This is a genomic window from Escherichia sp. WS1368, from assembly GCF_046487485.1.
Lineage (GTDB): Bacteria > Pseudomonadota > Gammaproteobacteria > Enterobacterales > Enterobacteriaceae > Escherichia > Escherichia coli.
On the sequence record NZ_JBJQJI010000009.1, the window covers coordinates 43,249 to 67,883 of the forward strand.

At 52.6% G+C, this 24,635-nt stretch carries 23 protein-coding genes; 13 read left to right on the plus strand and 10 right to left on the minus strand.

Going from position 1 to position 24,635, the window contains the following annotated elements:
* Positions 1-258 precede the first annotated feature (258 nt).
* From hofQ to hofM, 5 genes are read right to left on the minus strand one after another with little or no spacing between them, the layout of a single operon-like run.
* Positions 259-1,497 carry a DNA uptake porin HofQ gene (gene hofQ / locus ACJHYD_RS16170; protein ID WP_019842344.1) on the minus strand — a complete coding sequence of 413 codons (1,239 nt, stop codon included), beginning with the start codon at positions 1,495-1,497 and terminating at the stop codon, positions 259-261.
* Positions 1,409-1,813, minus strand: a complete 405-nt coding sequence (hofP, locus tag ACJHYD_RS16175) for a DNA utilization protein HofP (protein ID WP_001551755.1) — start codon at positions 1,811-1,813, stop codon at positions 1,409-1,411. The genes hofQ and hofP overlap by 89 nt, the downstream gene beginning before the upstream one ends.
* Positions 1,803-2,243: a DNA utilization protein HofO gene (gene hofO, locus ACJHYD_RS16180; protein WP_001551756.1), complete on the minus strand. Its 441-nt coding sequence runs from the start codon at positions 2,241-2,243 to the stop codon at positions 1,803-1,805. Before hofO ends, hofP begins: the two co-directional genes overlap by 11 nt.
* Positions 2,227-2,766, minus strand: coding sequence for a DNA utilization protein HofN (hofN, locus tag ACJHYD_RS16185; protein ID WP_001069326.1), 540 nt, complete (start codon positions 2,764-2,766; stop codon positions 2,227-2,229). Before hofN ends, hofO begins: the two co-directional genes overlap by 17 nt.
* The gene (hofM, locus tag ACJHYD_RS16190; protein WP_001551759.1) at positions 2,766-3,545 is read right to left on the minus strand and encodes a DNA utilization protein HofM; all 780 of its coding nucleotides are present in this window, start codon (positions 3,543-3,545) and stop codon (positions 2,766-2,768) included. Before hofM ends, hofN begins: the two co-directional genes overlap by 1 nt.
* Positions 3,546-3,664: 119 nt before the next feature.
* On the opposite strand from hofM, the gene mrcA reads away from it, so the two are divergent.
* A complete protein-coding gene (gene mrcA / locus ACJHYD_RS16195; protein WP_001301905.1) occupies positions 3,665-6,217 on the plus strand; it encodes a peptidoglycan glycosyltransferase/peptidoglycan DD-transpeptidase MrcA in 2,553 nt (850 codons plus the stop codon).
* Positions 6,218-6,384: 167 nt separating this feature from the next.
* On the opposite strand, the gene nudE is transcribed toward mrcA, so the two are convergent.
* The gene (gene nudE / locus ACJHYD_RS16200; RefSeq protein ID WP_000045738.1) at positions 6,385-6,945 is read right to left on the minus strand and encodes an ADP compounds hydrolase NudE; all 561 of its coding nucleotides are present in this window, start codon (positions 6,943-6,945) and stop codon (positions 6,385-6,387) included.
* Between the two features lie 319 nt (positions 6,946-7,264).
* Here nudE and igaA point away from each other — a divergent pair, with 319 nt between their 5' ends.
* From igaA to hslO, 4 genes are all read left to right on the plus strand, one after another.
* Complete coding sequence (igaA, locus tag ACJHYD_RS16205; RefSeq protein WP_000104509.1) at positions 7,265-9,400, plus strand: intracellular growth attenuator protein IgaA; 2,136 nt, start codon at positions 7,265-7,267, stop codon at positions 9,398-9,400.
* Positions 9,401-9,464: 64 nt separating this feature from the next.
* Complete coding sequence (gene yrfG / locus ACJHYD_RS16210) at positions 9,465-10,133, plus strand: GMP/IMP nucleotidase (protein WP_001295168.1); 669 nt, start codon at positions 9,465-9,467, stop codon at positions 10,131-10,133.
* Between the two features lie 10 nt (positions 10,134-10,143).
* Positions 10,144-10,545, plus strand: a complete 402-nt coding sequence (hslR, locus tag ACJHYD_RS16215; protein WP_000660483.1) for a ribosome-associated heat shock protein Hsp15 — start codon at positions 10,144-10,146, stop codon at positions 10,543-10,545.
* A 24-nt stretch (positions 10,546-10,569) separates the two neighbouring features.
* Positions 10,570-11,448 (plus strand): Hsp33 family molecular chaperone HslO, encoded by an 879-nt coding sequence (gene hslO / locus ACJHYD_RS16220; protein ID WP_001135574.1) that lies wholly within the window; start codon positions 10,570-10,572, stop codon positions 11,446-11,448.
* Between the two features lie 133 nt (positions 11,449-11,581).
* On the opposite strand, the gene ACJHYD_RS16225 is transcribed toward hslO, so the two are convergent.
* Both ACJHYD_RS16225 and ACJHYD_RS16230 read right to left on the minus strand, forming a co-directional pair.
* Entirely contained in the window at positions 11,582-13,306 is a 1,725-nt protein-coding gene (locus ACJHYD_RS16225; protein ID WP_001551761.1) for a DUF4153 domain-containing protein, read from the minus strand.
* 5 nt (positions 13,307-13,311) lie between these two features.
* Positions 13,312-13,461 (minus strand): hypothetical protein, encoded by a 150-nt coding sequence (locus ACJHYD_RS16230; RefSeq protein WP_153302632.1) that lies wholly within the window; start codon positions 13,459-13,461, stop codon positions 13,312-13,314.
* 222 nt (positions 13,462-13,683) lie between these two features.
* On the opposite strand from ACJHYD_RS16230, the gene pckA reads away from it, so the two are divergent.
* The 3 genes from pckA (at position 13,684) to nadS (ending at position 16,095) form a co-directional block, all read left to right on the plus strand.
* Complete coding sequence (gene pckA / locus ACJHYD_RS16235) at positions 13,684-15,306, plus strand: phosphoenolpyruvate carboxykinase (ATP) (protein ID WP_001551762.1); 1,623 nt, start codon at positions 13,684-13,686, stop codon at positions 15,304-15,306.
* Between the two features lie 116 nt (positions 15,307-15,422).
* Positions 15,423-15,740 (plus strand): type II toxin-antitoxin system RelE/ParE family toxin, encoded by a 318-nt coding sequence (locus tag ACJHYD_RS16240; protein ID WP_000493756.1) that lies wholly within the window; start codon positions 15,423-15,425, stop codon positions 15,738-15,740.
* Positions 15,741-15,798: 58 nt separating this feature from the next.
* A complete protein-coding gene (gene nadS, locus ACJHYD_RS16245) occupies positions 15,799-16,095 on the plus strand; it encodes a NadS family protein (protein WP_000650973.1) in 297 nt (98 codons plus the stop codon).
* A 31-nt stretch (positions 16,096-16,126) separates the two neighbouring features.
* Here the strand turns inward: nadS and envZ are convergent, their stop codons facing one another.
* On the minus strand, positions 16,127-17,479 hold the full coding sequence (gene envZ, locus ACJHYD_RS16250) for a two-component system sensor histidine kinase EnvZ (RefSeq protein ID WP_001253707.1): 1,353 nt from the start codon (positions 17,477-17,479) through the stop codon (positions 16,127-16,129).
* Complete coding sequence (ompR, locus tag ACJHYD_RS16255; protein WP_001157751.1) at positions 17,476-18,195, minus strand: two-component system response regulator OmpR; 720 nt, start codon at positions 18,193-18,195, stop codon at positions 17,476-17,478. Before ompR ends, envZ begins: the two co-directional genes overlap by 4 nt.
* Positions 18,196-18,422: 227 nt before the next feature.
* Between ompR and greB the strand changes: the two genes are divergently transcribed.
* The 5 genes from greB to feoC all read left to right on the plus strand — a co-directional run bounded on the left by greB (position 18,423) and on the right by feoC (position 24,558).
* Positions 18,423-18,899, plus strand: coding sequence for a transcription elongation factor GreB (greB, locus tag ACJHYD_RS16260; RefSeq protein WP_000856744.1), 477 nt, complete (start codon positions 18,423-18,425; stop codon positions 18,897-18,899).
* 96 nt (positions 18,900-18,995) lie between these two features.
* Positions 18,996-21,317: a Tex family protein gene (locus ACJHYD_RS16265; RefSeq protein WP_001551763.1), complete on the plus strand. Its 2,322-nt coding sequence runs from the start codon at positions 18,996-18,998 to the stop codon at positions 21,315-21,317.
* A 439-nt stretch (positions 21,318-21,756) separates the two neighbouring features.
* Positions 21,757-21,984, plus strand: coding sequence for a ferrous iron transporter A (gene feoA, locus ACJHYD_RS16270; protein ID WP_001200455.1), 228 nt, complete (start codon positions 21,757-21,759; stop codon positions 21,982-21,984).
* Between the two features lie 16 nt (positions 21,985-22,000).
* Complete coding sequence (gene feoB, locus ACJHYD_RS16275) at positions 22,001-24,322, plus strand: Fe(2+) transporter permease subunit FeoB (protein ID WP_000737015.1); 2,322 nt, start codon at positions 22,001-22,003, stop codon at positions 24,320-24,322.
* Complete coding sequence (gene feoC / locus ACJHYD_RS16280) at positions 24,322-24,558, plus strand: [Fe-S]-dependent transcriptional repressor FeoC (RefSeq protein ID WP_001551764.1); 237 nt, start codon at positions 24,322-24,324, stop codon at positions 24,556-24,558. The genes feoB and feoC overlap by 1 nt, the downstream gene beginning before the upstream one ends.
* Positions 24,559-24,635 lie beyond the last annotated feature (77 nt).

A 24,635-nucleotide genomic window follows, 5' to 3' on the forward strand; every position in this document is an offset into this window, starting at 1 on the left:
ATAAATCACCCATCCCTCTGCATATCTGGTCGCTGCAAGCGCGCTGCCTTGCTACCACCGCTCTGGCGATAAATCACCGGGTAAGATTAGCGTAAAAAAAGACAGCAAAATGCCGCCTGAATGATAAATCATCATCATGGAACGCAGGCAGCGAAGAGCACCAACTCTCAAATCGGTACTCCTTGTATGCTAAATACCTGCGCGCGTCAAATAGATGAAACACGTTCAGCGTAAAAACATTACCGCTTTTACGGCTGTTTACTCACTGGAAACCAGTCGTGGCGTGATAAACACCACTAACTCGCGTCGTTCATCTTCTTTTCCGTCATGACGAAATAATTGCCCGAACCAGGGAATGTCGCCAAGCAACGGTACGCTATCCTGACCCGATTTATTTTTACGGGTAAAAATGCCGCCCAGCGCCAACGTTTCTCCGCTTTTGACCTCGACCTGCGTTTCGATCTCCTGCTTATCAATCGCCAACACTTCGCCATCGGCCTGCTGTAGCACCTGCCCCGGAACGTTCTGGCTGATGTGTAATTTCAGCCGGATGCGACCTTTTTGTAACACCGTGGGCGTAACTTCCATCCCCAGGACGGCCTCTTTAAATTCCACCGACGTCGCGCCACTTTCCCCGCTGGAAACCTGATATGGAATTTCGCTCCCCTGTTTAATGCTGGCAGGCTGAAGATGAGAGGCCAGCAGACGCGGACTGGCGATAATATCCAGCTGCTGTTTTTGTTCGAGCGCGGAAAGCTCAAGATCCAGTAAACGTCCGTTGATGCGTCCAATGTTAAAACCGACATGCGTTGTCGCCGTCGCTACGGAGAGGTCGCTGCCAAGCGTGGTGACTTGCCCAACGCCACCAGCTTGTTGCGCATCAGCCAACGTCCATTTCACGCCTAACTCACGCAAACTTTTTTCATTAATGGTGACAATATGCGCCGACAGCTCAACCTGCCCGACCGGCAGATCCATTTGCGCTACCCACTGTTCAAGCGCGCTTAACGCCGTTTTGTTATCTCGCAGCAAAAGGCGATTGGTGCGTTTATCGACGGTCATACTCCCTTTGGCACTCAGTAGCTTCTCCCCCGCTTTCGCCAGTTCTCCCGCGTCGGCGTATTGCAGCGTTATACTGCGATTTTCCAGCGGCAGATTTGCCTGCGCCCGCGCCTGCTCCGCCTCCTGACGGGCGATATTGTCATTCTGCCAGGCAACGGAATGCACCGAGAGAATGTTGCCCTCCTGACGCGTTATCAGTCCGGCGCTTTTCACTACAGTTTGTAGTGCTTGCTTCCAGGGAACATCTGTTAGATGTAACGACACCGTACCGCTGACGTCTGGCGACACCACCAGGTTCAACTTCTCCTGTTCAGCCAGCGCCTGCAACACCTGAGCTACCGGAACGTCATCCACCATCAGCGTCACTTTTTGCGGCTTTGCCGCCTGTACGCCGGGTATCAGCATCAACAGTAGTGCGGCTATCCATTGCTTCATTTGTATCTCCTTGCCGTTGCCACAACCAGTGTGGCGGTTCGCAGTTTGCCCCGGTTCCCAGCGTTAGTGCGTCTGGCGTCAGCTGTAAGATCGTCCAGCCGTTTTCCAGCACATCGTTTTGCTGCACCCGTCGCCATTTTTTTTGCCCATCTTTTATTACACCGATGATGCGCTCGCCTCGCCCTACCATCCCCTGATAGCGCCACTGGCTAAGTTCGCTAATCCGGCATAGATCTTCCGGCGGTTTAAAAGGGTCACGCATACCGGTTAAAAGGCACAATGCAATACCTGCCAACAACCAGCGTTTACCCCTCATGCGGCGTCTCCAGTTGTAGCGTGAACAAAAGATCATCACCTTCCACGCTTAACGAAAAACGGCTCACGCTGACGTTGCGCTCTGCCAGCCGTGTAAATGCCGACGGCACTGCTTCCCACAGCGTTTTCAACGCCAACTCACCTCCCTGCGCGGATGGATGCCAGGAAACCAGTTGCGCGCCGGATAACTGAAAATCCAGTGGCGAAAAGGGCAGCGTTTTTTCTTCGCTGAAGGGAGTGGCGTCTACCAGGCGATACAGTGCAGCCCACTGCTGGTGATGACTCGCCCGTAGTCGAATTAATGCGTCGCTCTCTTCCTGGTGTGTCGATGACAGAAAAATGAGCGTAACTAACATCATCAACCAGAATGCCCAGCAAAGCTGGCGGAGGCGGGGTGATGTGGCGAACCACCAGTCAAAGAGCATGTCCATCGCTAACCTTCCTTGTTAACTGATACTCAAATTGCCAGCGTCCCTGCGCATCCTGCTGCGTGGCCCCCCGCTGATTGAGATGAAAAGAAGCATCCTGGCGGAGTGACGTTTCCAGCGAGTTTAACGCGGTAATGCTTGTTGTCAGCCCCTTGATCTCCAGCGTTCCCTGCTGCCAGCTTATCGTTGTCAGCCAGGCATGTTCGGGTAAAAGCGCCGCCAGTGCTTCCAGCGCAGATTGCCAGTCGCGGGTAAATTGTCGCTGGCGCTGCCTTTGCAAACGCTGTTCGCGTAACTGCTGGCGTTCCAGCAAACGTGGTTTCGTTATCTGTAAGCTGCGGGCGAGTTGTTGTTCCGCCTGAAGCAAAACGGTGTCTACGCGTGCTTCGGCGTTGCTTGTCAGACGCAGTATTAGCGTTATCCCGACAGCCAGCAGCAGAGGCGCAACGAACATCAGCAACCAGAAACGAAGAAAAGCGGTCCGGCGTTGCTGTCGCCAGGGCAAAAAATTAATTGGCGGGTTCATCAGTACACCTTCCCAAGCGCCAGCCCCAGCGCGATGGCAAAGTCTCCACCTGGCGGCGGTAGCGGCGGCTGACGAACAGAAACCGCCTCCCAGGGGTCAAATCCGCCTTCGCCACATATCGCGACGCTTTCGGGATCAACGGATAACGCTGCCGCCAGCTCCTTCGCGCTAGTTATCCCCACCGCCAGTTTGCGCCCCCAGCTATAGCGCGTCGCCCACAGCCACTGTTCGTTATCACGCCAGGCCAGACATTGCTGATGAGAAGGTAAAAAAGGCAGGAATCGCTGTAATGCACTGGCATCCGGGGTGATCGCGCTAACATGAACACGCAACCTTTCTGCCAGAGTAAGCAGCGTTGCCAACTCTTTGCTTTGCGCGGCAGTCACGTTATAGGCGGGACTGAGTGAGTCTTCGCTGTAATCGAAGCGCAGGGAGTCCGGATCCATATCCAGCTCGCGGGCCATCGTCCCGGACAGCCAGGCCGTTTGCTCCCGCTCACCAAGGGACATCGACGGGCGTGGAAATGACCGCTGTAATGTGCGACTGGCGGGAAACGCCAACATAATGTGATGACGCTGCGGCAGTTCGCGACTCCACGGTAACAACGTGTTAGCCAGCCGCTGCGCATCAACAATCCGCCCATCTTTGATAATGTCGTGCGCCAGCGGCAACCGCCACCAGCGTTGCAAAAAGCATTCTTTTGCGCCCCGCACGATAGCAACCGCTACCGCTTCTTGCTGTTGTAAATGCAAACCAATTTGCCAGATCTTAAATGCCATTGTGATGATCTCCTTATCACCCGTCACTCTGACGGGTATATCAATGCGTCTGGCTTGCCTTTATACTACCGCGCGTTTGTTTATAAACTGCCCAAATGAAACTAAATGGGAAATTTCCAGTGAAGTTCGTAAAGTATTTTTTGATCCTTGCAGTCTGTTGCATTCTGCTGGGAGCAGGCTCGATTTATGGCCTATACCGCTACATCGAGCCACAACTGCCGGATGTGGCGACATTAAAAGATGTTCGCCTGCAAATTCCGATGCAGATTTACAGCGCCGATGGCGAGCTGATCGCTCAATACGGTGAGAAACGTCGTATTCCGGTTACGTTGGATCAAATCCCGCCGGAGATGGTGAAAGCCTTTATCGCGACGGAAGACAGCCGCTTCTACGAGCATCACGGCGTTGACCCGGTGGGGATCTTCCGTGCGGCAAGCGTGGCGCTGTTCTCCGGCCACGCGTCACAAGGGGCGAGTACCATTACCCAGCAGCTGGCGAGAAACTTCTTCCTCAGTCCAGAACGCACGCTGATGCGTAAGATTAAGGAAGTCTTCCTCGCGATTCGCATTGAACAGTTGCTGACGAAAGACGAGATCCTCGAGCTTTATCTGAACAAGATTTACCTCGGTTACCGCGCCTATGGTGTCGGTGCTGCGGCACAAGTCTATTTCGGTAAAACGGTCGACCAACTGACGCTGAACGAAATGGCGGTGATAGCCGGGCTGCCGAAAGCGCCTTCCACCTTTAATCCGCTCTACTCAATGGATCGTGCCGTCGCGCGGCGTAACGTCGTGCTATCGCGGATGCTGGATGAAGGGTATATCACCCAACAACAGTTCGATCAGACACGCACTGAGGCGATTAACGCTAACTATCACGCGCCGGAGATTGCTTTCTCTGCACCGTACCTGAGCGAAATGGTGCGCCAGGAGATGTATAACCGTTATGGCGAAAGTGCCTATGAAGACGGTTATCGCATTTACACCACCATCACCCGCAAAGTACAGCAGGCCGCACAGCAGGCAGTACGTAATAACGTGCTGGACTACGACATGCGCCACGGCTATCGCGGCCCGGCAAATGTGCTGTGGAAAGTGGGCGAATCGGCGTGGGATAACAACAAGATTACCGATACGCTGAAGGCGCTGCCGACCTATGGTCCGCTGCTGCCTGCCGCAGTCACCAGCGCCAATCCTCAGGAAGCGACGGCGATGCTGGCGGACGGGTCGACCGTCGCATTGAGTATGGAAGGCGTTCGCTGGGCGCGTCCTTACCGTTCGGATACTCAGCAGGGACCGACGCCGCGTAAAGTGACCGATGTTCTGCAAACGGGTCAGCAAATCTGGGTTCGTCAGGTTGGCGATGCATGGTGGCTGGCACAAGTGCCGGAAGTGAACTCGGCACTGGTGTCGATCAATCCGCAAAACGGTGCCGTTATGGCGCTGGTCGGTGGCTTTGATTTCAATCAGAGCAAGTTTAACCGCGCCACCCAGGCACTGCGTCAGGTAGGTTCCAACATCAAACCGTTCCTCTACACCGCGGCGATGGATAAAGGTCTGACGCTGGCAAGTATGTTGAACGATGTGCCAATTTCCCGCTGGGATGCAGGTGCCGGTTCTGACTGGCAGCCGAAGAACTCACCACCGCAGTATGCCGGTCCAATTCGCTTACGTCAGGGACTGGGCCAGTCGAAAAACGTGGTGATGGTACGCGCAATGCGGGCGATGGGCGTCGACTACGCTGCCGAATATCTGCAACGCTTCGGCTTCCCGGCGCAAAACATTGTCCACACCGAATCGCTGGCGCTGGGTTCAGCGTCATTCACCCCAATGCAGGTGGCGCGCGGCTACGCGGTCATGGCGAACGGCGGCTTCCTGGTGGACCCGTGGTTTATCAGCAAAATTGAAAACGATCAGGGCGGCGTGATTTTCGAAGCGAAACCGAAAGTAGCCTGCCCGGAATGCGATATTCCGGTAATTTACGGTGATACGCAGAAATCGAACGTGCTGGAAAATAACGATGTTGAAGATGTCGCTATCTCCCGCGAGCAGCAGAATGTTTCTGTGCCAATGCCGCAGCTGGAGCAGGCAAATCAGGCGTTAGTGGCGAAGACTGGCGCGCAGGAGTACGCACCGCACGTCATCAACACTCCGCTGGCATTCCTGATTAAGAGTGCTTTGAACACCAATATCTTTGGTGAGCCAGGCTGGCAGGGTACCGGCTGGCGTGCAGGTCGTGATTTGCAGCGTCGCGATATCGGCGGGAAAACCGGTACCACTAACAGTTCGAAAGATGCGTGGTTTTCGGGTTACGGTCCGGGCGTTGTGACCTCGGTCTGGATTGGCTTTGATGATCACCGTCGTAATCTCGGTCATACAACGGCTTCCGGAGCGATTAAAGATCAGATCTCAGGTTACGAAGGCGGTGCCAAGAGTGCCCAGCCTGCATGGGACGCTTATATGAAAGCCGTTCTTGAAGGTGTGCCGGAGCAGCCGCTGACGCCGCCGCCGGGTATTGTGACGGTGAATATCGATCGCAGCACCGGGCAGTTAGCTAATGGTGGCAACAGCCGCGAAGAGTATTTCATCGAAGGTACGCAGCCGACACAACAGGCGGTGCACGAGGTGGGAACGACCATTATCGATAATGGCGAGGCACAGGAATTGTTCTGATTAAAAAGGCGCTTCAGCGCCTTTTTAAGTTTGCTGACAAAGTGCACTTTGTTTATACCGGATACGGCGTGAACACTTTACCCGTCTAGCAACATCTAGAAAAATCAATATATTGCAGGAGCCGCACAGGCCTGATAAGCATTATGCATCAGGCAAACTTCACGCATTTACAACCGCCCCTGCCCCTTCAACCATTCGCGCACGAGGAACAGCGCGCTGACATTACGCGCTTCGTTGAAGTCAGGGTCTTCCAGCAAATCCATCATATGCGCCAGCGGCCAGCGCACCTGTGGTAGCGGCTCTGGCTCATCGCCTTCCAGCGATTCCGGGTAGAGATCTTGCGCTACCACGATATTCATTTTGCTGGAAAAGTAAGACGGTGCCATGCTGAGCTTCTTCAAAAAAGTCAGATCGTTCGCACCAAATCCCACCTCTTCTTTTAGCTCGCGGTTCGCGGCTTCGAAGACGCTTTCACCCGGATCAATTAATCCTTTCGAAAAACCTAATTCGTAGGATTCAGTTCCCACTGCGTATTCGCGGATCAGGATCAGGTGATCGTCCACAATCGGCACAATCATCACTGCTTCCCGGTTGGTTGGACGCATTCGTTCATAAACACGCCGCACGCCATTGCTGAACTCCAGATCCACGCTTTCGACGGTAAACAGTCGGGAACGGGCTACAGTTTCAACATTCAGAATGGTGGGTTTTTGTAATGATTTGCTCATCGTGGGATCTATGCTGTGAAATCAGCGGTTATTGTGCGATATCGGACACGCTTTCGGCAATGTGAATTGCATGTTATTTACATTTATGTAACTTAATAAATAATCGTCCTCAAATCAAATTAAAAGTCAATAGGTTGAAATAACTCCAGGAATTTGCTGATATTCCGCCTTCAGAGGGTTTGCTATGATCAGCGGTTACTGTGATGTGCTTAATGATGCTTAAGTTAAACTCCACGCTTGCCGATAGCCAACCGCAGAATCATGTATTGTGTCCGGTGCGACTGACCACGCCTGACAGACTAAGTAAGATGGGGAAAGCATGAGCACCATTGTGATTTTTTTAGCTGCTTTGCTGGCCTGCTCACTACTTGCGGGATGGCTGATAAAAGTGCGATCCAGACGGCGTCAGCTGCCCTGGACCAACGCCTTCGCGGATGCGCAAACGCGTAAACTCACACCTGAAGAACATAGCGCCGTTGAAAATTATCTTGAGAGCCTGACGCAGGTATTACAGGTGCCTGGCCCAACGGGAGCCAGCGCGGCACCGATCTCTCTGGCGCTGAATGCCGAAAGCAACAACGTCATGATGCTGACACACGCTATCACGCGTTACGGCATCTCTACCGACGATCCGAATAAATGGCGTTACTACCTCGATTCGGTAGAAGTCCACCTGCCCCCCTTCTGGGAACAGTACATCAACGATGAGAATACCGTTGAACTGATTCATACCGATTCGCTGCCGCTGGTTATTTCACTCAACGGTCATACGCTGCAGGAGTACATGCAGGAAACTCGCGGCTATGCCTTGCAACCTGTTCCGTCAACACAGGCGTCGATTCGCGGGGAAGAGAGTGAGCAAATCGAGCTACTCAATATTCGCAAAGAAACGCACGAAGAGTATGCGCTAAGTCGTCCGCGCGGGCTGCGTGAAGCGTTGCTGATTGTCGCCTCATTCCTGATGTTCTTTTTCTGCCTGATTACCCCGGATGTATTTGTTCCGTGGCTGGCAGGCGGCGCGTTACTGCTGCTGGGCGCAGGTCTGTGGGGGCTATTCGCGCCCCCGGCAAAATCCTCCCTGCGGGAAATTCATTGTCTGCGCGGTACACCCCGTCGTTGGGGATTGTTTGGCGAAAACGATCAGGAACAGATCAACAATATTTCACTCGGTATTATCGACCTGGTCTACCCCGCACACTGGCAGCCATACATTGCTCAGGATCTCGGTCAACAAACCGATATCGATATCTATCTCGACCGCCACGTAGTGCGTCAGGGGCGATATCTTTCTCTCCATGATGAAGTAAAAAACTTTCCGTTACAGCACTGGCTGCGCAGTACGATTATCGCTGCGGGCTCGCTACTGGTGCTGTTTATGCTGTTATTCTGGATCCCGCTGGATATGCCGCTGAAATTCACCCTCTCGTGGATGAAAGGCGCGCAGACCATTGAAGCCACCAGCGTGAAACAACTGGCTGACGCTGGCGTGCGGGTTGGCGATACATTGCGTATTAGCGGTACGGGAATGTGTAATATTCGCACTTCCGGTACCTGGAGCGCGAAAACCAACTCACCTTTTTTACCGTTTGACTGCTCGCAGATCATCTGGAATGACGCCCGCTCATTGCCATTACCAGAATCTGAATTGGTCAACAAAGCGACGGCATTGACCGAAGCAGTTAATCGCCAGCTGCACCCTAAACCGGAAGATGAATCTCGCGTCAGCGCCTCATTACGTTCAGCAATTCAAAAATCCGGCATGGTATTGCTTGATGATTTTGGCGACATAGTACTGAAGACAGCGGATCTGTGTTCTGCCAAAGATGACTGTGTGCGACTGAAAAATGCGCTGGTCAATCTCGGCAACAGTAAAGACTGGGACGCGCTGGTAAAACGCGCCAACGCCGGGAAGCTCGATGGCGTGAATGTGTTATTACGCCCGGTGAGTGCGGAATCGCTGGATAACCTGGTGGCAACCTCCACCGCGCCGTTTATCACGCATGAAACGGCGCGAGCGGCACAATCACTAAACAGTCCGGCCCCCGGCGGATTCCTGATTGTCAGCGACGAAGGCAGCGATTTTGTTGATCAGCCCTGGCCTTCGGCATCACTTTACGACTACCCGCCGCAAGAACAGTGGAACGCTTTCCAGAAACTGGCACAAATGCTGATGCATACGCCGTTTAACGCCGAAGGTATCGTCACAAAAATCTTCACTGACGCCAATGGTACGCAGCATATAGGCCTTCATCCGATCCCGGATCGTTCCGGCCTGTGGCGCTATCTCAGCACCACGCTGCTGCTACTGACGATGCTGGGTAGCGCCATTTATAATGGCGTACAGGCCTGGCGTCGTTACCAGCGTCATCGTACTCGCATGATGAAGATTCAGGCCTATTATGAAAGCTGCCTGAACCCGCAACTGATCACCCCTTCAGAAAGCCTTATCGAATAACACGTTTGCGCGGCAGGTTATGCTACCCTGTCGCGCAAATTGCTTCACTCTGGAGATTTCCCTCATGCATATCAACATTGCCTGGCAGGACGTAGATACCGTTCTGCTGGATATGGACGGCACGTTGCTCGACCTCGCCTTCGATAATTATTTCTGGCAAAAGCTGGTGCCTGAAACATGGGGCGCGAAAAACGGGGTTACGCCACAGGAAGCGATGGAATATATGCGCCAGCAATATCACGACGTACAGCATACGCTAAACTGGTACTGTCTTGATTACTGGAGTGAGCAACTGGGTCTGGATATCTGTGCGATGACCACCGAGATGGGACCGCGTGCCGTACTGCGTGAAGATACCATTCCGTTTCTTGAGGCACTGAAAGCCAGCGGTAAGCAGCGAATTTTGCTCACCAATGCGCATCCGCACAACCTGGCGGTAAAACTTGAGCATACCGGTCTGGACGCACACCTTGATTTATTACTTTCCACCCACACATTTGGTTATCCGAAAGAGGATCAGCGGTTATGGCATGCGGTGGCCGAAGCTACGGGTCTGAAAGCTGAAAGAACGCTGTTTATTGATGACAGCGAAGCGATTCTCGATGCTGCCGCGCAATTTGGTATTCGTTACTGCCTCGGCGTGACTAATCCTGACTCCGGGATTGCCGAGAAACAGTATCAACGCCATCCGTCACTGAATGACTACCGCCGCCTGATCCCCTCGCTAATGTGAAGGAGACGCCATGAAAGAAAAACCTGCTGTTGAGGTTCGACTGGATAAATGGCTATGGGCTGCCCGTTTTTATAAAACCCGCGCGCTGGCCCGTGAAATGATTGAAGGCGGTAAGGTGCATTACAACGGGCAGCGCAGCAAGCCGAGCAAAATCGTCGAGCTGAATGCCACGCTCACTCTGCGCCAGGGAAATGACGAACGCACGGTGATTGTAAAGGCGATTACTGAACAGCGTCGCCCCGCCAGCGAGGCAGCCTTGCTGTATGAAGAGACTGCGGAAAGTGTAGAGAAACGCGAAAAAATGGCGCTGGCACGTAAACTTAATGCCTTAACCATGCCGCACCCGGACCGACGCCCGGACAAAAAAGAGCGCCGCGACCTGTTACGATTTAAACACGGCGACAGTGAATAACTGTCACCTGCAAGAGAGATGATTATGCCGCAACATGACCAATTACATCGCTATCTGTTTGAAAACTTTGCCGTGCGCGGCGAACTGGTAACCGTTTCGGAAACCCTGCAACAGATCCTTGAGAATCACGATTATCCGCAGCCCGTTAAAAACGTGCTGGCAGAACTGCTGGTTGCGACCAGCCTGTTAACCGCTACGCTGAAGTTTGATGGTGATATCACCGTACAGCTGCAAGGCGACGGTCCGATGAATCTGGCGGTTATTAACGGTAACAACAACCAGCAGATGCGCGGTGTAGCGCGCGTGCAGGGAGAAATTCCAGAAAATGCCGACCTGAAAACGCTGGTCGGCAATGGTTACGTGGTGATCACCATCACCCCGAGCGAAGGTGAACGCTATCAGGGCGTGGTTGGTCTGGAAGGTGATACCCTGGCGGCCTGCCTGGAAGATTACTTTATGCGTTCTGAACAGCTGCCGACGCGCCTGTTTATTCGCACCGGCGACGTAGACGGCAAACCGGCTGCAGGCGGAATGTTGTTGCAGGTAATGCCTGCGCAAAATGCCCAGCAGGACGACTTTGACCACCTGGCGACGCTAACCGAAACCATCAAAACCGAAGAATTGTTGACCTTACCGGCAAACGAAGTGTTGTGGCGTTTGTATCACGAAGAAGAGGTGACGGTTTACGATCCGCAGGATGTGGAGTTCAAATGCACCTGTTCGCGTGAACGTTGCGCCGACGCGCTAAAAACGCTGCCGGATGAAGAAGTCGATAGTATCCTGGCGGAAGATGGCGAAATTGACATGCATTGCGATTACTGCGGTAACCACTATCTGTTCAATGCGATGGATATTGCTGAAATCCGCAATAACGCCTCTCCGGCAGATCCGCAAGTTCATTAATGAGTATGTCCGGCAGTGAGGGCTCTGCCGGATTTTACGACTTAATGGCCTGATGCGCTGCGCTTACCAGGCCTATGAAATAAATCGCAAATTATTTTGGTCAGATACAGCGTCGTATCCGTTAAAAGCGTTGTCACTTACTTAAGTTTATTTCCAGCGTTTCACCATCTACCGTCAGATCGCGCCACGCTTTCGGCCTCGTCCCCAGTTTTCCATCCTTCGCAGCTGTGAGTAATTTTTCTTTCGTTATTTCGTTCGGAAGTAAACTCATATCAAGCGCGTCCCATTCTTTTCTGTCTGAGTCAAAGCCATAGACAATGACTCTGTCATCATTAAAAGCAAACAGGATCCGCTCCGCCTGACCATCACTATTCAGATCTTGCTCGACCAGGACGCAGGCGTCTTTTTCAATGCAGGTCATCACGTTATAGCGATCCTGGATTAAGGCCGACCAGAATGTCGCATCCGGTTTAACAGAACCAGGGGCAATTAACACATTTTCGGCTAATACTTTTTCCGATATCTGTTGCTGAAGATGTTGCTCTCCATCTAACGCCATCAACAGATCCCGCGCGCGTTTCGGGTCTTTCATAAACCCGGCATCGCTTTTCAGCGACTCAAGCGCCGCACGTCCATAGCGACCGCTCTGTTCGAGCATATAGAGACTTACCTGGTCTGGCGTGTTTTTGCCGCTCTGATAACGCGCCATATGACTGTTCACGCTAATGCGCATACTGTCCAGCACCGGAGAATTAAGAAGCACCAGTATTACCAACACCAATAACGAAACCGCAAGGTTCACTTTGCCCTGAAGAACAAGGGGGTTTTGCCCTTTACGCCAGACGATACTGACAAAATACCCCAGCGACCATACCAGTAACACCAGCACCGCCAGCGCGCCCTGCAAGCGGTCGACAGTCCAGCCGTACTGAGCGACCCGCAGCCATAACGCCCAGGCGGCGACGAACACATACAGCGGAGCAGCCAGCAGAGCGGTTTTAATCAGGCAACGCAACGGCCCCGTCCAGGGAAGTGACGATTTTTGCGGATCGCGGACAATAGCCATTAAGATCAATTGCAAAAAGGCCAGCGTCAACAGCAACCCGGCGGCGGAAATGTGGCGAGAAATCGCGCTCAGGCCCGTAAACGGCAGGGTGATGATAAACATCAGGGTTAGCAATGATACTAACGGCAGCAACCCCGTGGCGATTAACGTGAACAACTTTTGAATAGAGTCGATTAAACGTGACTGTGTACGCGCGAGGATCACCGCCAGTGCGGTAACCAGACCTAACGTGAGATAAATAAACCAGTCGGTTGCAAAAAAGAGCGTTTTGAAAAACGTGATGCCAACAAGTTTAAACAACTCACCCCACAGTAAAAGCACCAGCCACGTCAGGCCATTGGCGAGAAAAATCACCAGTAATATAAGTACGTTATGCCATACTGACTGGTAAAAATAGCCATAGCGGCTACTGTCATTGCGGATGCGAAGGCTTTGTTGTATCCACGGTAGCAACAACATTGCCATCAGCAGCAGATAGCAGCCAAAATCCCAAAGCGCCTTTTCTGCTCTCCAGGGGTTCATGCCATCAATTTGCCACTTTAGCCAACCGCTCATCCCTAGCGTGGCAATAAACACCAGCGCCAGCCATCCCCAAAGGCGCTTCTGTTTAAAGGAGATCACGGAGAAGAGTAAAACGGATGAAAACGCGACGGTCGCAGGCACGCCATAAACAATCCAACTGAGATTTTTTCCGGCAAGCCAGGCGATCAGTAGGTAGCAAACCAGACCCTGAAGTAATCCGGTAGCAATCATCCCCCAGCGTGTTGCGGGTGAAAGTTCAACGTTATCCACGTTAGTTATCCAGAATCAAAAAGTGGGTTAATTATCGCATCCGGGCCGTAGTATTTTGCTTTTTTCAGAAAATAATCAAAAAAGTTAGCGTGGTGAATCGATACTTTACCGATTGAATTTGCATCAATTTCATTCAGGAATGCGATTCCACTCACAATATTCCCGCCACATAAACCAAGATTTAACCTTTTGAGAACATTTTCCACACCTAAAATGCTATTTCTGCGATAATAGCAACCGTTTCGTGACAGGAATCACGGAGTTTTTTGTCAAATATGAATTTCTCCAGATACGTAAATCTATGAGCCTTGTCGCGGTTAACACCCCCAAAAAGACTTTACTATTCAGGCAATACATATTGGCTAAGGAGCAGTGAAATGCGCGTTAACAATGGTTTGACCCCGCAAGAACTCGAGGCTTATGGTATCAGTGACGTACATGATATCGTTTACAACCCAAGCTACGACCTGCTGTATCAGGAAGAGCTCGATCCGAGCCTGACAGGTTATGAGCGCGGGGTGTTAACTAATCTGGGTGCCGTTGCCGTCGATACCGGGATCTTCACCGGTCGTTCACCAAAAGATAAGTATATCGTCCGTGACGATACCACTCGCGATACTTTCTGGTGGGCAGACAAAGGCAAAGGTAAGAACGACAACAAACCTCTCTCTCCGGAAACCTGGCAGCATCTTAAAAGCCTGGTGACCAAACAGCTTTCCGGCAAACGTCTGTTCGTTGTCGATGCTTTCTGTGGTGCGAACCCGGATACTCGTCTTTCCGTCCGTTTCATCACCGAAGTGGCCTGGCAGGCGCATTTTGTCAAAAACATGTTTATTCGCCCGAGCGATGAAGAGCTGGCAGGTTTCAAACCAGACTTTATCGTTATGAACGGCGCGAAGTGCACTAACCCGCAGTGGAAAGAACAGGGTCTGAATTCCGAAAACTTCGTGGCGTTTAACCTGACCGAGCGCATGCAGCTGATTGGCGGCACCTGGTACGGCGGCGAAATGAAGAAAGGGATGTTCTCGATGATGAACTACCTGCTGCCGCTGAAAGGTATCGCTTCTATGCACTGCTCCGCCAACGTTGGCGAGAAAGGCGATGTTGCGGTGTTCTTCGGCCTTTCCGGCACCGGTAAAACCACCCTTTCCACCGACCCAAAACGCCGCCTGATTGGCGATGACGAGCACGGCTGGGACGATGACGGCGTATTTAACTTCGAAGGCGGCTGCTACGCAAAAACTATCAAGCTGTCGAAAGAAGCGGAACCTGAAATCTACAACGCTATCCGTCGTGATGCGCTGCTGGAAAACGTCACCGTGCGTGAAGATGGCACTATCGACTTTGATGATGGTTCAAAAACCGAGAACACCCGCGTTTCTTATCCGATCTATCACATCGAAAACATCGTTAAGCCGGTTTCCAAAGCGGGCCACGCAACTAAAGTTATCTTCCTGACCGCAGACGCCTTTGGTGTGCTGCCGCCGGTTTCTCGTCTGACTGCCGATCAAACCCAGTACCACTTCCTCTCTGGCTTCACCGCCAAACTGGCTGGTACAGAGCGCGGCATCACCGAACCGACGCCAACTTTCTCCGCCTGCTTCGGCGCGGCATTCCTGTCGCTGCACCCGACTCAGTACGCAGAAGTGCTGGTGAAACGTATGCAGGCGGCAGGCGCGCAGGCGTATCTGGTTAACACCGGCTGGAACGGCACTGGCAAACGTATCTCCATTAAAGATACCCGCGCCATTATCGACGCCATCCTCAACGGTTCGCTGGATAACGCAGAAACCTTCACTCTGCCGATGTTTAACCTGGCGATCCCAACAGAACTGCCGGGCGTAGACACGAAGATTCTCGATCCGCGTAACACCTACGCCTCTCCGGAACAGTGGCAGGAAAAAGCTGAAACGCTGGCGAAACTGTTTATCGACAACTTCGATAAATACACCGACACCCCTGCGGGTGCCGCGCTGGTAGCGGCTGGTCCGAAGCTGTAATCAGCTGAAATCTCATTGACCCCTTATCCAAACGGATAAGGGGTTTTTTTATATCTAATTAGCTACCAACATGTACACGGTACACTTATAATTATCAATAGACCGCAGGATGCATTATGTTCACGTTTATTGAACTACAAGGATTTAGCAAACGCCGCCAGTTATTGTTACCTGATGATGAGTTCCGGGCTTTTCAGGAACTACTCATTCAAGATCCCACTGCCGGTGACATTATCGCAGGCACAGGCAGTTTTAGAAAAATTCGCTGGAACCGTTCTGGAATGGGGAAACGGGGTGGCATTCGGATAATTTATTACAACGTAACACGCAATGGCCGAATTTATCTGGCGTTGATTTATCCTAAAAATGAACAGGATGATTTAACAGAAGAACAAAGAAAGGCATTGAAACTATTGTCCGAGAAGCTGCTTTAATGTTGAAGCTCCACAAATTCCACCATGGCCGAAATGCCAACGGAGGCATTGAAAACAGATGAAAGACGAATTATTTGCTGATCTTCTTGCCAGCGCAGAAGAAATGGTACGCATCGAAAAGGGTGAAGAAGCGCCTGAACCAGAGCACGTCCATACTTTTAGCGAAATCGATGTAAAAGCGATCCGTGAAGCAACGGGTTTACGTCAGCAAGATTTTGCTGTCGCCGTAGGGGTAAGTTATGACCTGGTCAAAAGCTGGGAAACCAAACGCCGTCAACCTACCGGAGCACCCCGAAAATTGCTCCTGCTTTTGCAAGCGAATCCTTTCATTATCAATCAATTGAAAACAATCTAAAAACAGGAGGCACCTTCGCCTCCCGTTTTATTTACCCTTCTTTTGTCGCACCCTGCGCCCGCGTTACCGGCACAGGCAGCCAGGCGCGAATGGAAAGCCCGCCCCGTTCGCTGGTGCCAAGCTCCAGCATCCCGTTATGGTTATCCACGATACGCTGCACAATCGCCAGCCCTAATCCCGTGCCGCTAATGGTGCGCGCACTGTCGCCGCGAACAAACGGCTGGAACAGGTGCTTACGTTGTTCCGGCGCAATTCCCGGACCGTCATCTTCCACCTGGAACCAGGCGCGATTCGGCTCCGTTCCGCTGCTGACTTTGATCCAGCCATTGCCGTAACGGGCGGCGTTGACCACCATATTCGCCACCGCACGTTTGATCGACAGCGGGTGCATTTTCACCTCAATGCTGCCGGGGTAAAGCGCGGTTTCAATTTCCCGCTCATAGCCACTTTCGGCGGCAATCACCTCACCGAGCACTGCGTTGAGATCCGCCATTTCCATCGGCATCTCCTGCCCGGTGCGCAGGTAGTCGATAAACTGCTCAATGATGGCGTTGCACTCTTCGATATCTTTATTGATCGATTCTGCCAGGTAGCCATCCTGTTCGCTCATCATCTCGGTAGCCAGACGAATGCGCGTCAGCGGCGTGCGCAGATCATGACTTACCCCCGCCATCAGCAGCGTGCGATCATCCGCCAGTTGCTTAACACCAGCCGCCATATGGTTAAAGGCGCGGGTAACGGAACGCACCTCCGAAGCGCCATATTCACGCAGCGGTGGCGGTATAATCCCTTTACCGACCTGCAAAGCAGCATGTTCGAGATCAACCAACGGTCGGTTCTGGATACGAATAAACAACCACGCCCCGCCTATCGCCAATAGCATAATCGCCAGCGTATAGCGGAACAGCGGAGAAAAATCGCCCTGATGAATTTCGGTCAGCGGCACGCGCACCCAGATATTGGGCGACAGCCAGGTTTTCAGCCAGACGACAGGCGAACTTTTGTTGACCTCAACGCGTACTTCCGTCGGGCCGCCCAGTTGCTGCGCCATCTGATGGCTTAAGAATTCATAGTGTTGTGCCCAACGCAGACCTGCCTCTTCAGCAGCTTCGTTGGAGTAGAGAGAGATCCCCAGCTCACGGTAGATCTCCCGACGGAAAGCGGGAGGCACAACCAACTGCGTACCGTCCTCCAGTTGCAGTTTGTCGGTCATCAACATACGCACTTCGTACGCGAGGACTTTATTAAACTGCTGGAGGCTCGGCAAAATCGCGAAGTTCAGCACCACCAGATAAGTCGTCACCAGGCTGACGAACAGCAAGGTGACGATGAGCAATAACGTACGGGCAAATGAACTTCGTGGCGAGAAGCGCAATCGCCTCATGCTTTAGAACCGTCCGGTACAAAGACGTAGCCCAGACCCCAGACGGTCTGAATGTAACGCGGATGCGCCGGATCTTCTTCCACCATGCGGCGTAGACGCGAAATCTGCACGTCGATGGAGCGTTCCATTGCGGAGTATTCACGGCCACGGGCAAGGTTCATCAGCTTATCGCGGGAGAGCGGCTCACGCGGATGGCTGACCAATGCCTTCAGTACCGCAAACTCACCGCTGGTGAGCGGCATCGGCTCATCTTCGCGGAACATTTCACGCGTACCGAGGTTAAGTTTGAACTTACCGAAAGCAATTACCGCCTCTTCCTGTGACGGCGCGCCCGGCAGTTCGTTGGCCTGACGACGCAGCACCGCACGAATGCGGGCCAGCAATTCACGCGGGTTAAACGGTTTTGGAATGTAGTCGTCAGCGCCAATCTCCAGGCCAACGATACGGTCCACTTCTTCCCCTTTCGCCGTCACCATAATGATCGGCATCGGGTTGCTCTGGCTACGAAGACGTCGGCAAATCGACAAGCCATCTTCACCAGGTAACATCAAATCCAGTACCATAAGATGGAAAGATTCACGAGTCAGCAGGCGATCCATCTGTTCTGCATTAGCGACGCTTCGAACCTGGAAGCCTTGTTCGGTGAGATAACGTTCCAGCAGCGCGCGCAGGCGCATATCGTCATCGACCACCAGAATCTTGTAGTTCTCTTGCATTGTTTGTACTCCCAAAGGTTCGCAACAATTTGTAAGCGTGTATTCTTAAAAAAGCTCACGTTCGTCACCAGCTAAATCTGGTATGAATTTCAGCCTAAATTGTTACAAAGCATATTAAACAGCAGCTTAAGTATACAATTTATTCGGCGAAACATTATTGATTCTGTTGATATGATCACGTTATACCCAATGTGCGCATTATCAAACAGACAAAGGGAATCAACGAGATGAAAACGCCCCTGGTTACCCGGGAAGGGTATGAAAAACTCAAACAAGAGCTTAATTATCTCTGGCGTGAAGAACGCCCGGAGGTCACAAAAAAGGTGACCTGGGCCGCAAGTCTGGGCGACCGCAGCGAAAATGCTGACTATCAGTATAATAAAAAGCGCCTGCGTGAAATCGACCGTCGCGTGCGCTATCTCACTAAATGCATGGAAAATCTCAAAATCGTCGATTACTCCCCGCAGCAGGAAGGCAAAGTCTTTTTTGGTGCGTGGGTGGAGATTGAAAACGACGATGGCGTGACTCACCGTTTCCGTATTGTCGGCTACGATGAAATTTTTGGTCGTAAAGATTACATCTCTATCGATTCCCCGATGGCTCGCGCATTGTTGAAAAAAGAGGTGGGCGATTTGGCGGTGGTGAATACCCCTGCCGGGGAAGCGAGCTGGTATGTTAATGCTATCGAGTACGTGAAACCGTAAGGAAGAGTCTTAACCTCCTGCCGATGGCTGGCATTTTTGCCAGCCAGTCCGTATAACTATCCCCTGATTTTTGATCCGAAAAGATGAACTCAAACCATGATGAATGATTCGTTCTGCCGCATTATTGCGGGTGAAATTCAGGCGCGCCCGGAACAGGTTGACGCTGCCGTTCGCCTGCTTGACGAAGGGAATACCGTGCCGTTTATCGCACGTTATCGTAAGGAAATCACCGGCGGTCTGGATGACACGCAGCTGCGTAATCTGGAAACGCGTCTGAGCTATCTGCGCGAGCTGGAAGAGAGACGTCAGGCGATCCTCAAATCCATTTCCGAGCAAGGCAAACTCACTGACGAGCTGGCGAATGCCATCAACGCCACCTTAAGCAAAACCGAACTCGAAGACCTCTACCTGCCCTACAAACCTAAACGCCGCACCCGCGGGCAAATCGCCATTGAAGCAGGGCTTGAGCCGTTGGCCGATCTGCTGTGGAGCGATCCGTCACACACGCCAGAAGTCGCCGCTGCACAATATATTGATGCCGATAAAGGCGTGGCAGATACCAAAGCCGCGCTGGACGGCGCGCGCTATATCCTGATGGAACGGTTTGCCGAAGATGCCGCGCTGCTGGCAAAAGTACGTGATTATCTGTGGAAGAACGCGCATTTAGTTTCTACGGTGGTGAGTGGTAAAGAAGAGGAAGGGGCGAAATTCCGCGACTATTTCGATCATCACGAACCGCTGTCAACGGTGCCTTCTCACCGCGCGCTGGCGATGTTCCGTGGTCGTAACGAAGGCGTACTTCAGCTTTCGCTGAATGCCGATCCGCAGTTCGATGAGCCGCCAAAAGAGAGCTATTGCGAGCAAATCATTATGGATCATCTCGGCCTGCGCCTGAACAATGCCCCGGCGGATAGCTGGCGCAAAGGCGTGGTGAGCTGGACGTGGCGCATCAAGGTGCTGATGCATCTGGAAACCGAACTGATGGGCACCGTGCGCGAACGCGCGGAAGATGAAGCAATCAACGTCTTTGCCCGTAACCTGCACGATCTGCTGATGGCGGCCCCAGCCGGACTGCGTGCAACGATGGGCCTCGATCCGGGTCTGCGTACCGGGGTAAAAGTAGCGGTGGTCGATGCAACTGGCAAACTGGTGGCGACCGATACCATTTACCCGCACACCGGACAAGCCGCAAAAGCAGCGATGACCGTTGCTGCCCTGTGTGAAAAGCATAATGTTGAACTGGTGGCGATCGGCAACGGTACAGCTTCCCGCGAAACTGAGCGTTTCTATCTCGACGTGCAGAAGCAGTTCCCGAAAGTGACCGCGCAGAAAGTGATCGTCAGCGAAGCTGGCGCGTCGGTTTACTCGGCTTCCGAGCTGGCAGCGCAGGAGTTCCCGGATCTCGACGTTTCGCTGCGTGGCGCGGTGTCTATCGCCCGTCGTTTGCAGGATCCGCTAGCGGAGCTGGTGAAAATCGATCCGAAATCTATCGGCGTAGGTCAGTATCAGCATGACGTCAGCCAGACGCAGCTGGCCCGCAAACTGGATGCAGTAGTAGAAGACTGCGTAAACGCCGTTGGCGTCGATCTCAACACTGCTTCTGTTCCGCTGTTAACTCGCGTGGCGGGCCTGACGCGCATGATGGCGCAAAACATCGTTGCCTGGCGCGATGAGAACGGGCAGTTCCAGAACCGTCAGCAACTGTTAAAAGTGAGCCGTCTGGGGCCGAAAGCCTTCGAACAGTGTGCGGGCTTCTTGCGCATTAACCATGGTGATAACCCGCTGGACGCCTCTACCGTTCACCCGGAAGCCTATCCGGTGGTGGAACGCATTCTGGCGGCGACGCAGCAGGCACTGAAAGATCTGATGGGTAACAGCAGCGAGCTGCGTAACCTGAAAGCGTCTGACTTTACTGATGAGAAATTCGGTGTGCCGACAGTAACTGACATCATCAAAGAGCTGGAAAAACCAGGTCGCGATCCGCGTCCGGAATTTAAAACCGCTCAGTTTGCCGATGGCGTCGAGACAATGAACGACCTGCAACCGGGTATGATCCTCGAAGGCGCGGTGACCAACGTCACCAACTTTGGCGCGTTTGTCGATATTGGCGTGCATCAGGACGGCCTGGTTCACATCTCTTCATTGTCGAACAAGTTTGTGGAAGATCCGCATACCGTGGTGAAAGCGGGCGACATTGTGAAGGTGAAAGTGCTCGAAGTCGATCTTCAGCGTAAACGTATCGCCCTGACTATGCGTCTGGACGAGCAGCCTGGCGAAACCAACGCCCGTCGCGGCGGCGGTAATGAACGCCCGCAAAACAACCGCCCGGCAGCCAAACCGCGTGGGCGTGAAGCGCAGCCTGCCGGTAACAGCGCGATGATGGATGCGCTGGCGGCGGCAATGGGCAAAAAACGTTAAACGCCCTGATAGACAAACGTAAACCTGCCAGATAAAGCGTTCACGCCGCATCTGGCAACGAACGCCTTGCCTGACATAAAAGTGCCGGAGAATATCTCCGGCCTTTTTATTCCACAACCAAACTCTCAATATATCCCGTTAATATTTATCACTTCATTAACAACTGAAACCTTAATTAAACATTAACCAGTCCTGGTAATTCGCTATTCGAATTATATTTTCGCTGCGATATAACCTTGAGCCACATCAACATTGAGTCAGATTATTATTCAAACCAACATTCGCACACATTTTAAGTATTGCTGATAGAAACCATTCTCATTATCATTGTGTTGTTGATTATTTAATCTCTCCTTCGTTGGCAAATCATCTGGTCTCATGTCGCTGTCAAACGCCCCATGAGGTAGTTATCCAGTTAATGAGAAACAAGTAGGCACCTATGCAATACACTCCAGATACTGCGTGGAAAATCACTGGCTTTTCCCGTGAAATCAGCCCGGCATATCGCCAAAAACTGCTTTCTCTAGGCATGTTACCTGGCTCCTCTTTTAATGTGGTGCGCGTCGCTCCACTCGGCGACCCCATTCATATCGAAACCCGTCGTGTGAGCCTGGTATTACGCAAAAAAGATCTGGCCTTATTAGAAGTGGAAGCGGTTTCCTGTTAATACGGTGATAACAACAATGAAAAAATTAACCATTGGCTTAATTGGTAATCCAAATTCTGGCAAGACAACCTTATTTAACCAGCTCACTGGCGCACGTCAGCGTGTAGGTAACTGGGCTGGTGTTACCGTCGAACGTAAAGAAGGGCAATTCTCCACCACCGATCATCAGGTCACGCTGGTGGACCTGCCCGGCACCTATTCTCTGACCACCATCTCATCGCAGACCTCGCTCGATGAGCAAATCGCCTGTCACTATATTCTGAGTGGCGACGCCGACCTGCTGATTAACGTGGTGGATGCGTCTAACCTTGAGCGTAACCTGTACCTGACGCTGCAACTGCTGGAACTCGGCATTCCCTGCATCGTGGCACTGAACATGCTCGACATTGCCGAGAAGCAAAATATTCGTATTGAAATTGATGCTCTGTCGGCGCGTCTTGGCTGCCCGGTGATCCCGCTGGTTTCAACCCGTGGTCGCGGTATTGAAGCGCTCAAGCTGGCGATTGATCGCTATAAAGCTAACGAGAATGTGGAACTGGTGCATTACGCACAGCCGCTACTCAACGAAGCAGATTCACTGGCAAAAGTGATGCCTTCCGACATCCCGCTGAAACAACGTCGCTGGCTGGGCCTGCAAATGCTGGAAGGCGATATCTACAGCCGCGCCTACGCCGGTGAAGCGTCGCAGCATCTTGATGCCGCCCTCGCCCGTCTGCGTAATGAGATGGATGATCCGGCGCTGCACATTGCCGATGCGCGTTACCAGTGCATTGCTGCCATCTGTGATGTGGTAAGCAACACCCTGACGGCAGAACCCAGCCGTTTCACCACTGCGGTAGATAAAATCGTGCTCAACCGTTTCCTCGGTCTGCCGATTTTCCTCTTTGTGATGTACCTGATGTTCCTGCTGGCTATCAACATCGGCGGGGCGTTACAGCCGCTGTTTGACGTCGGCTCCGTGGCGCTATTTGTGCATGGTATTCAATGGATTGGCTACACGCTCCACTTCCCGGACTGGCTGACTATCTTCCTCGCCCAGGGCCTGGGTGGCGGTATTAACACCGTGCTGCCACTGGTGCCGCAGATCGGCATGATGTACCTGTTCCTCTCCTTCCTTGAGGACTCCGGCTATATGGCGCGTGCGGCGTTTGTGATGGACCGTCTGATGCAGGCGCTGGGCTTGCCGGGGAAATCCTTTGTACCGCTGATCGTTGGTTTCGGTTGTAACGTACCGTCGGTAATGGGCGCACGTACGCTTGATGCACCGCGTGAACGTCTGATGACCATCATGATGGCACCGTTTATGTCCTGCGGCGCGCGTCTGGCTATCTTCGCAGTATTTGCGGCTGCCTTCTTCGGGCAGAACGGTGCGCTGGCGGTCTTCTCGCTGTATATGCTCGGTATCGTAATGGCGGTGCTGACGGGCCTGATGCTCAAGTACACCATCATGCGCGGTGAAGCGACGCCGTTTGTCATGGAGCTGCCGGTCTACCATGTACCACACGTTAAAAGCCTGATTATCCAGACCTGGCAGCGTCTGAAAGGCTTCGTTCTGCGTGCTGGTAAAGTGATTATCATCGTCAGCATTTTCCTGAGTGCTTTCAACAGCTTCTCTCTGAGCGGGAAAATCGTCGATAACATCAACGACTCGGCGCTGGCTTCCGTCAGCCGGGTGATCACCCCAGTCTTCAAGCCGATTGGCGTGCATGAAGATAACTGGCAGGCAACGGTTGGCCTGTTTACAGGCGCAATGGCGAAAGAAGTGGTGGTGGGTACGCTCAACACCCTCTACACCGCAGAAAATATTCAGGACGAAGAGTTCAATCCGGCGGAATTTAACCTCGGTGAAGAGCTGTTCAGTGCGGTAGATGAAACCTGGCAGAGCCTGAAAGACACCTTCAGCCTTAGCGTACTGATGAACCCGATTGAAGCGAGCAAAGGCGACGGCGAAATGGGTACCGGGGCGATGGGTGTGATGGATCAGAAATTCGGTAGCGCAGCTGCCGCATACAGCTACCTGATTTTCGTCCTGCTGTACGTACCGTGCATCTCGGTGATGGGTGCTATCGCCCGTGAATCAAGCCGTGGCTGGATGGGCTTCTCCATCCTGTGGGGGCTGAATATCGCTTACTCGCTGGCAACATTGTTCTATCAAGTCGCCAGCTACAGCCAGCATCCAACTTACAGCCTGGTGTGCATTCTGGCGGTTATCCTGTTTAACATCGTGGTTATCGGTCTGCTGCGCCGCGCGCGTAGCCGGGTGAATATCGAACTGCTGGCAACGCGCAAATCGGTAAGCAGTTGCTGCGCAGCCAGCACCACCGGTGATTGCCATTAATGGCTTCACTTATTCAGGTACGTGATTTGCTGGCGTTACGGGGCCGTATGGAAGCGGCCCAGATAAGCCAGGCATTGAATACGCCGCAGCCAATGATTAACGCCATGCTGCAACAGCTGGAAAGCATGGGCAAAGCCGTGCGGATTCAGGAAGAACCTGACGGCTGCCTCTCTGGCAGTTGTAAAAGCTGCCCGGAAGGCAAAGTCTGTCTGCGCGAGTGGTGGGCGCTGCGTTAACCATACTCCATCGCCTGTTTTGAAAAGCCCGGTATGCGTTTGCATCCGGGCTTTTTTGCGTGCGGCTTTCCATAAAA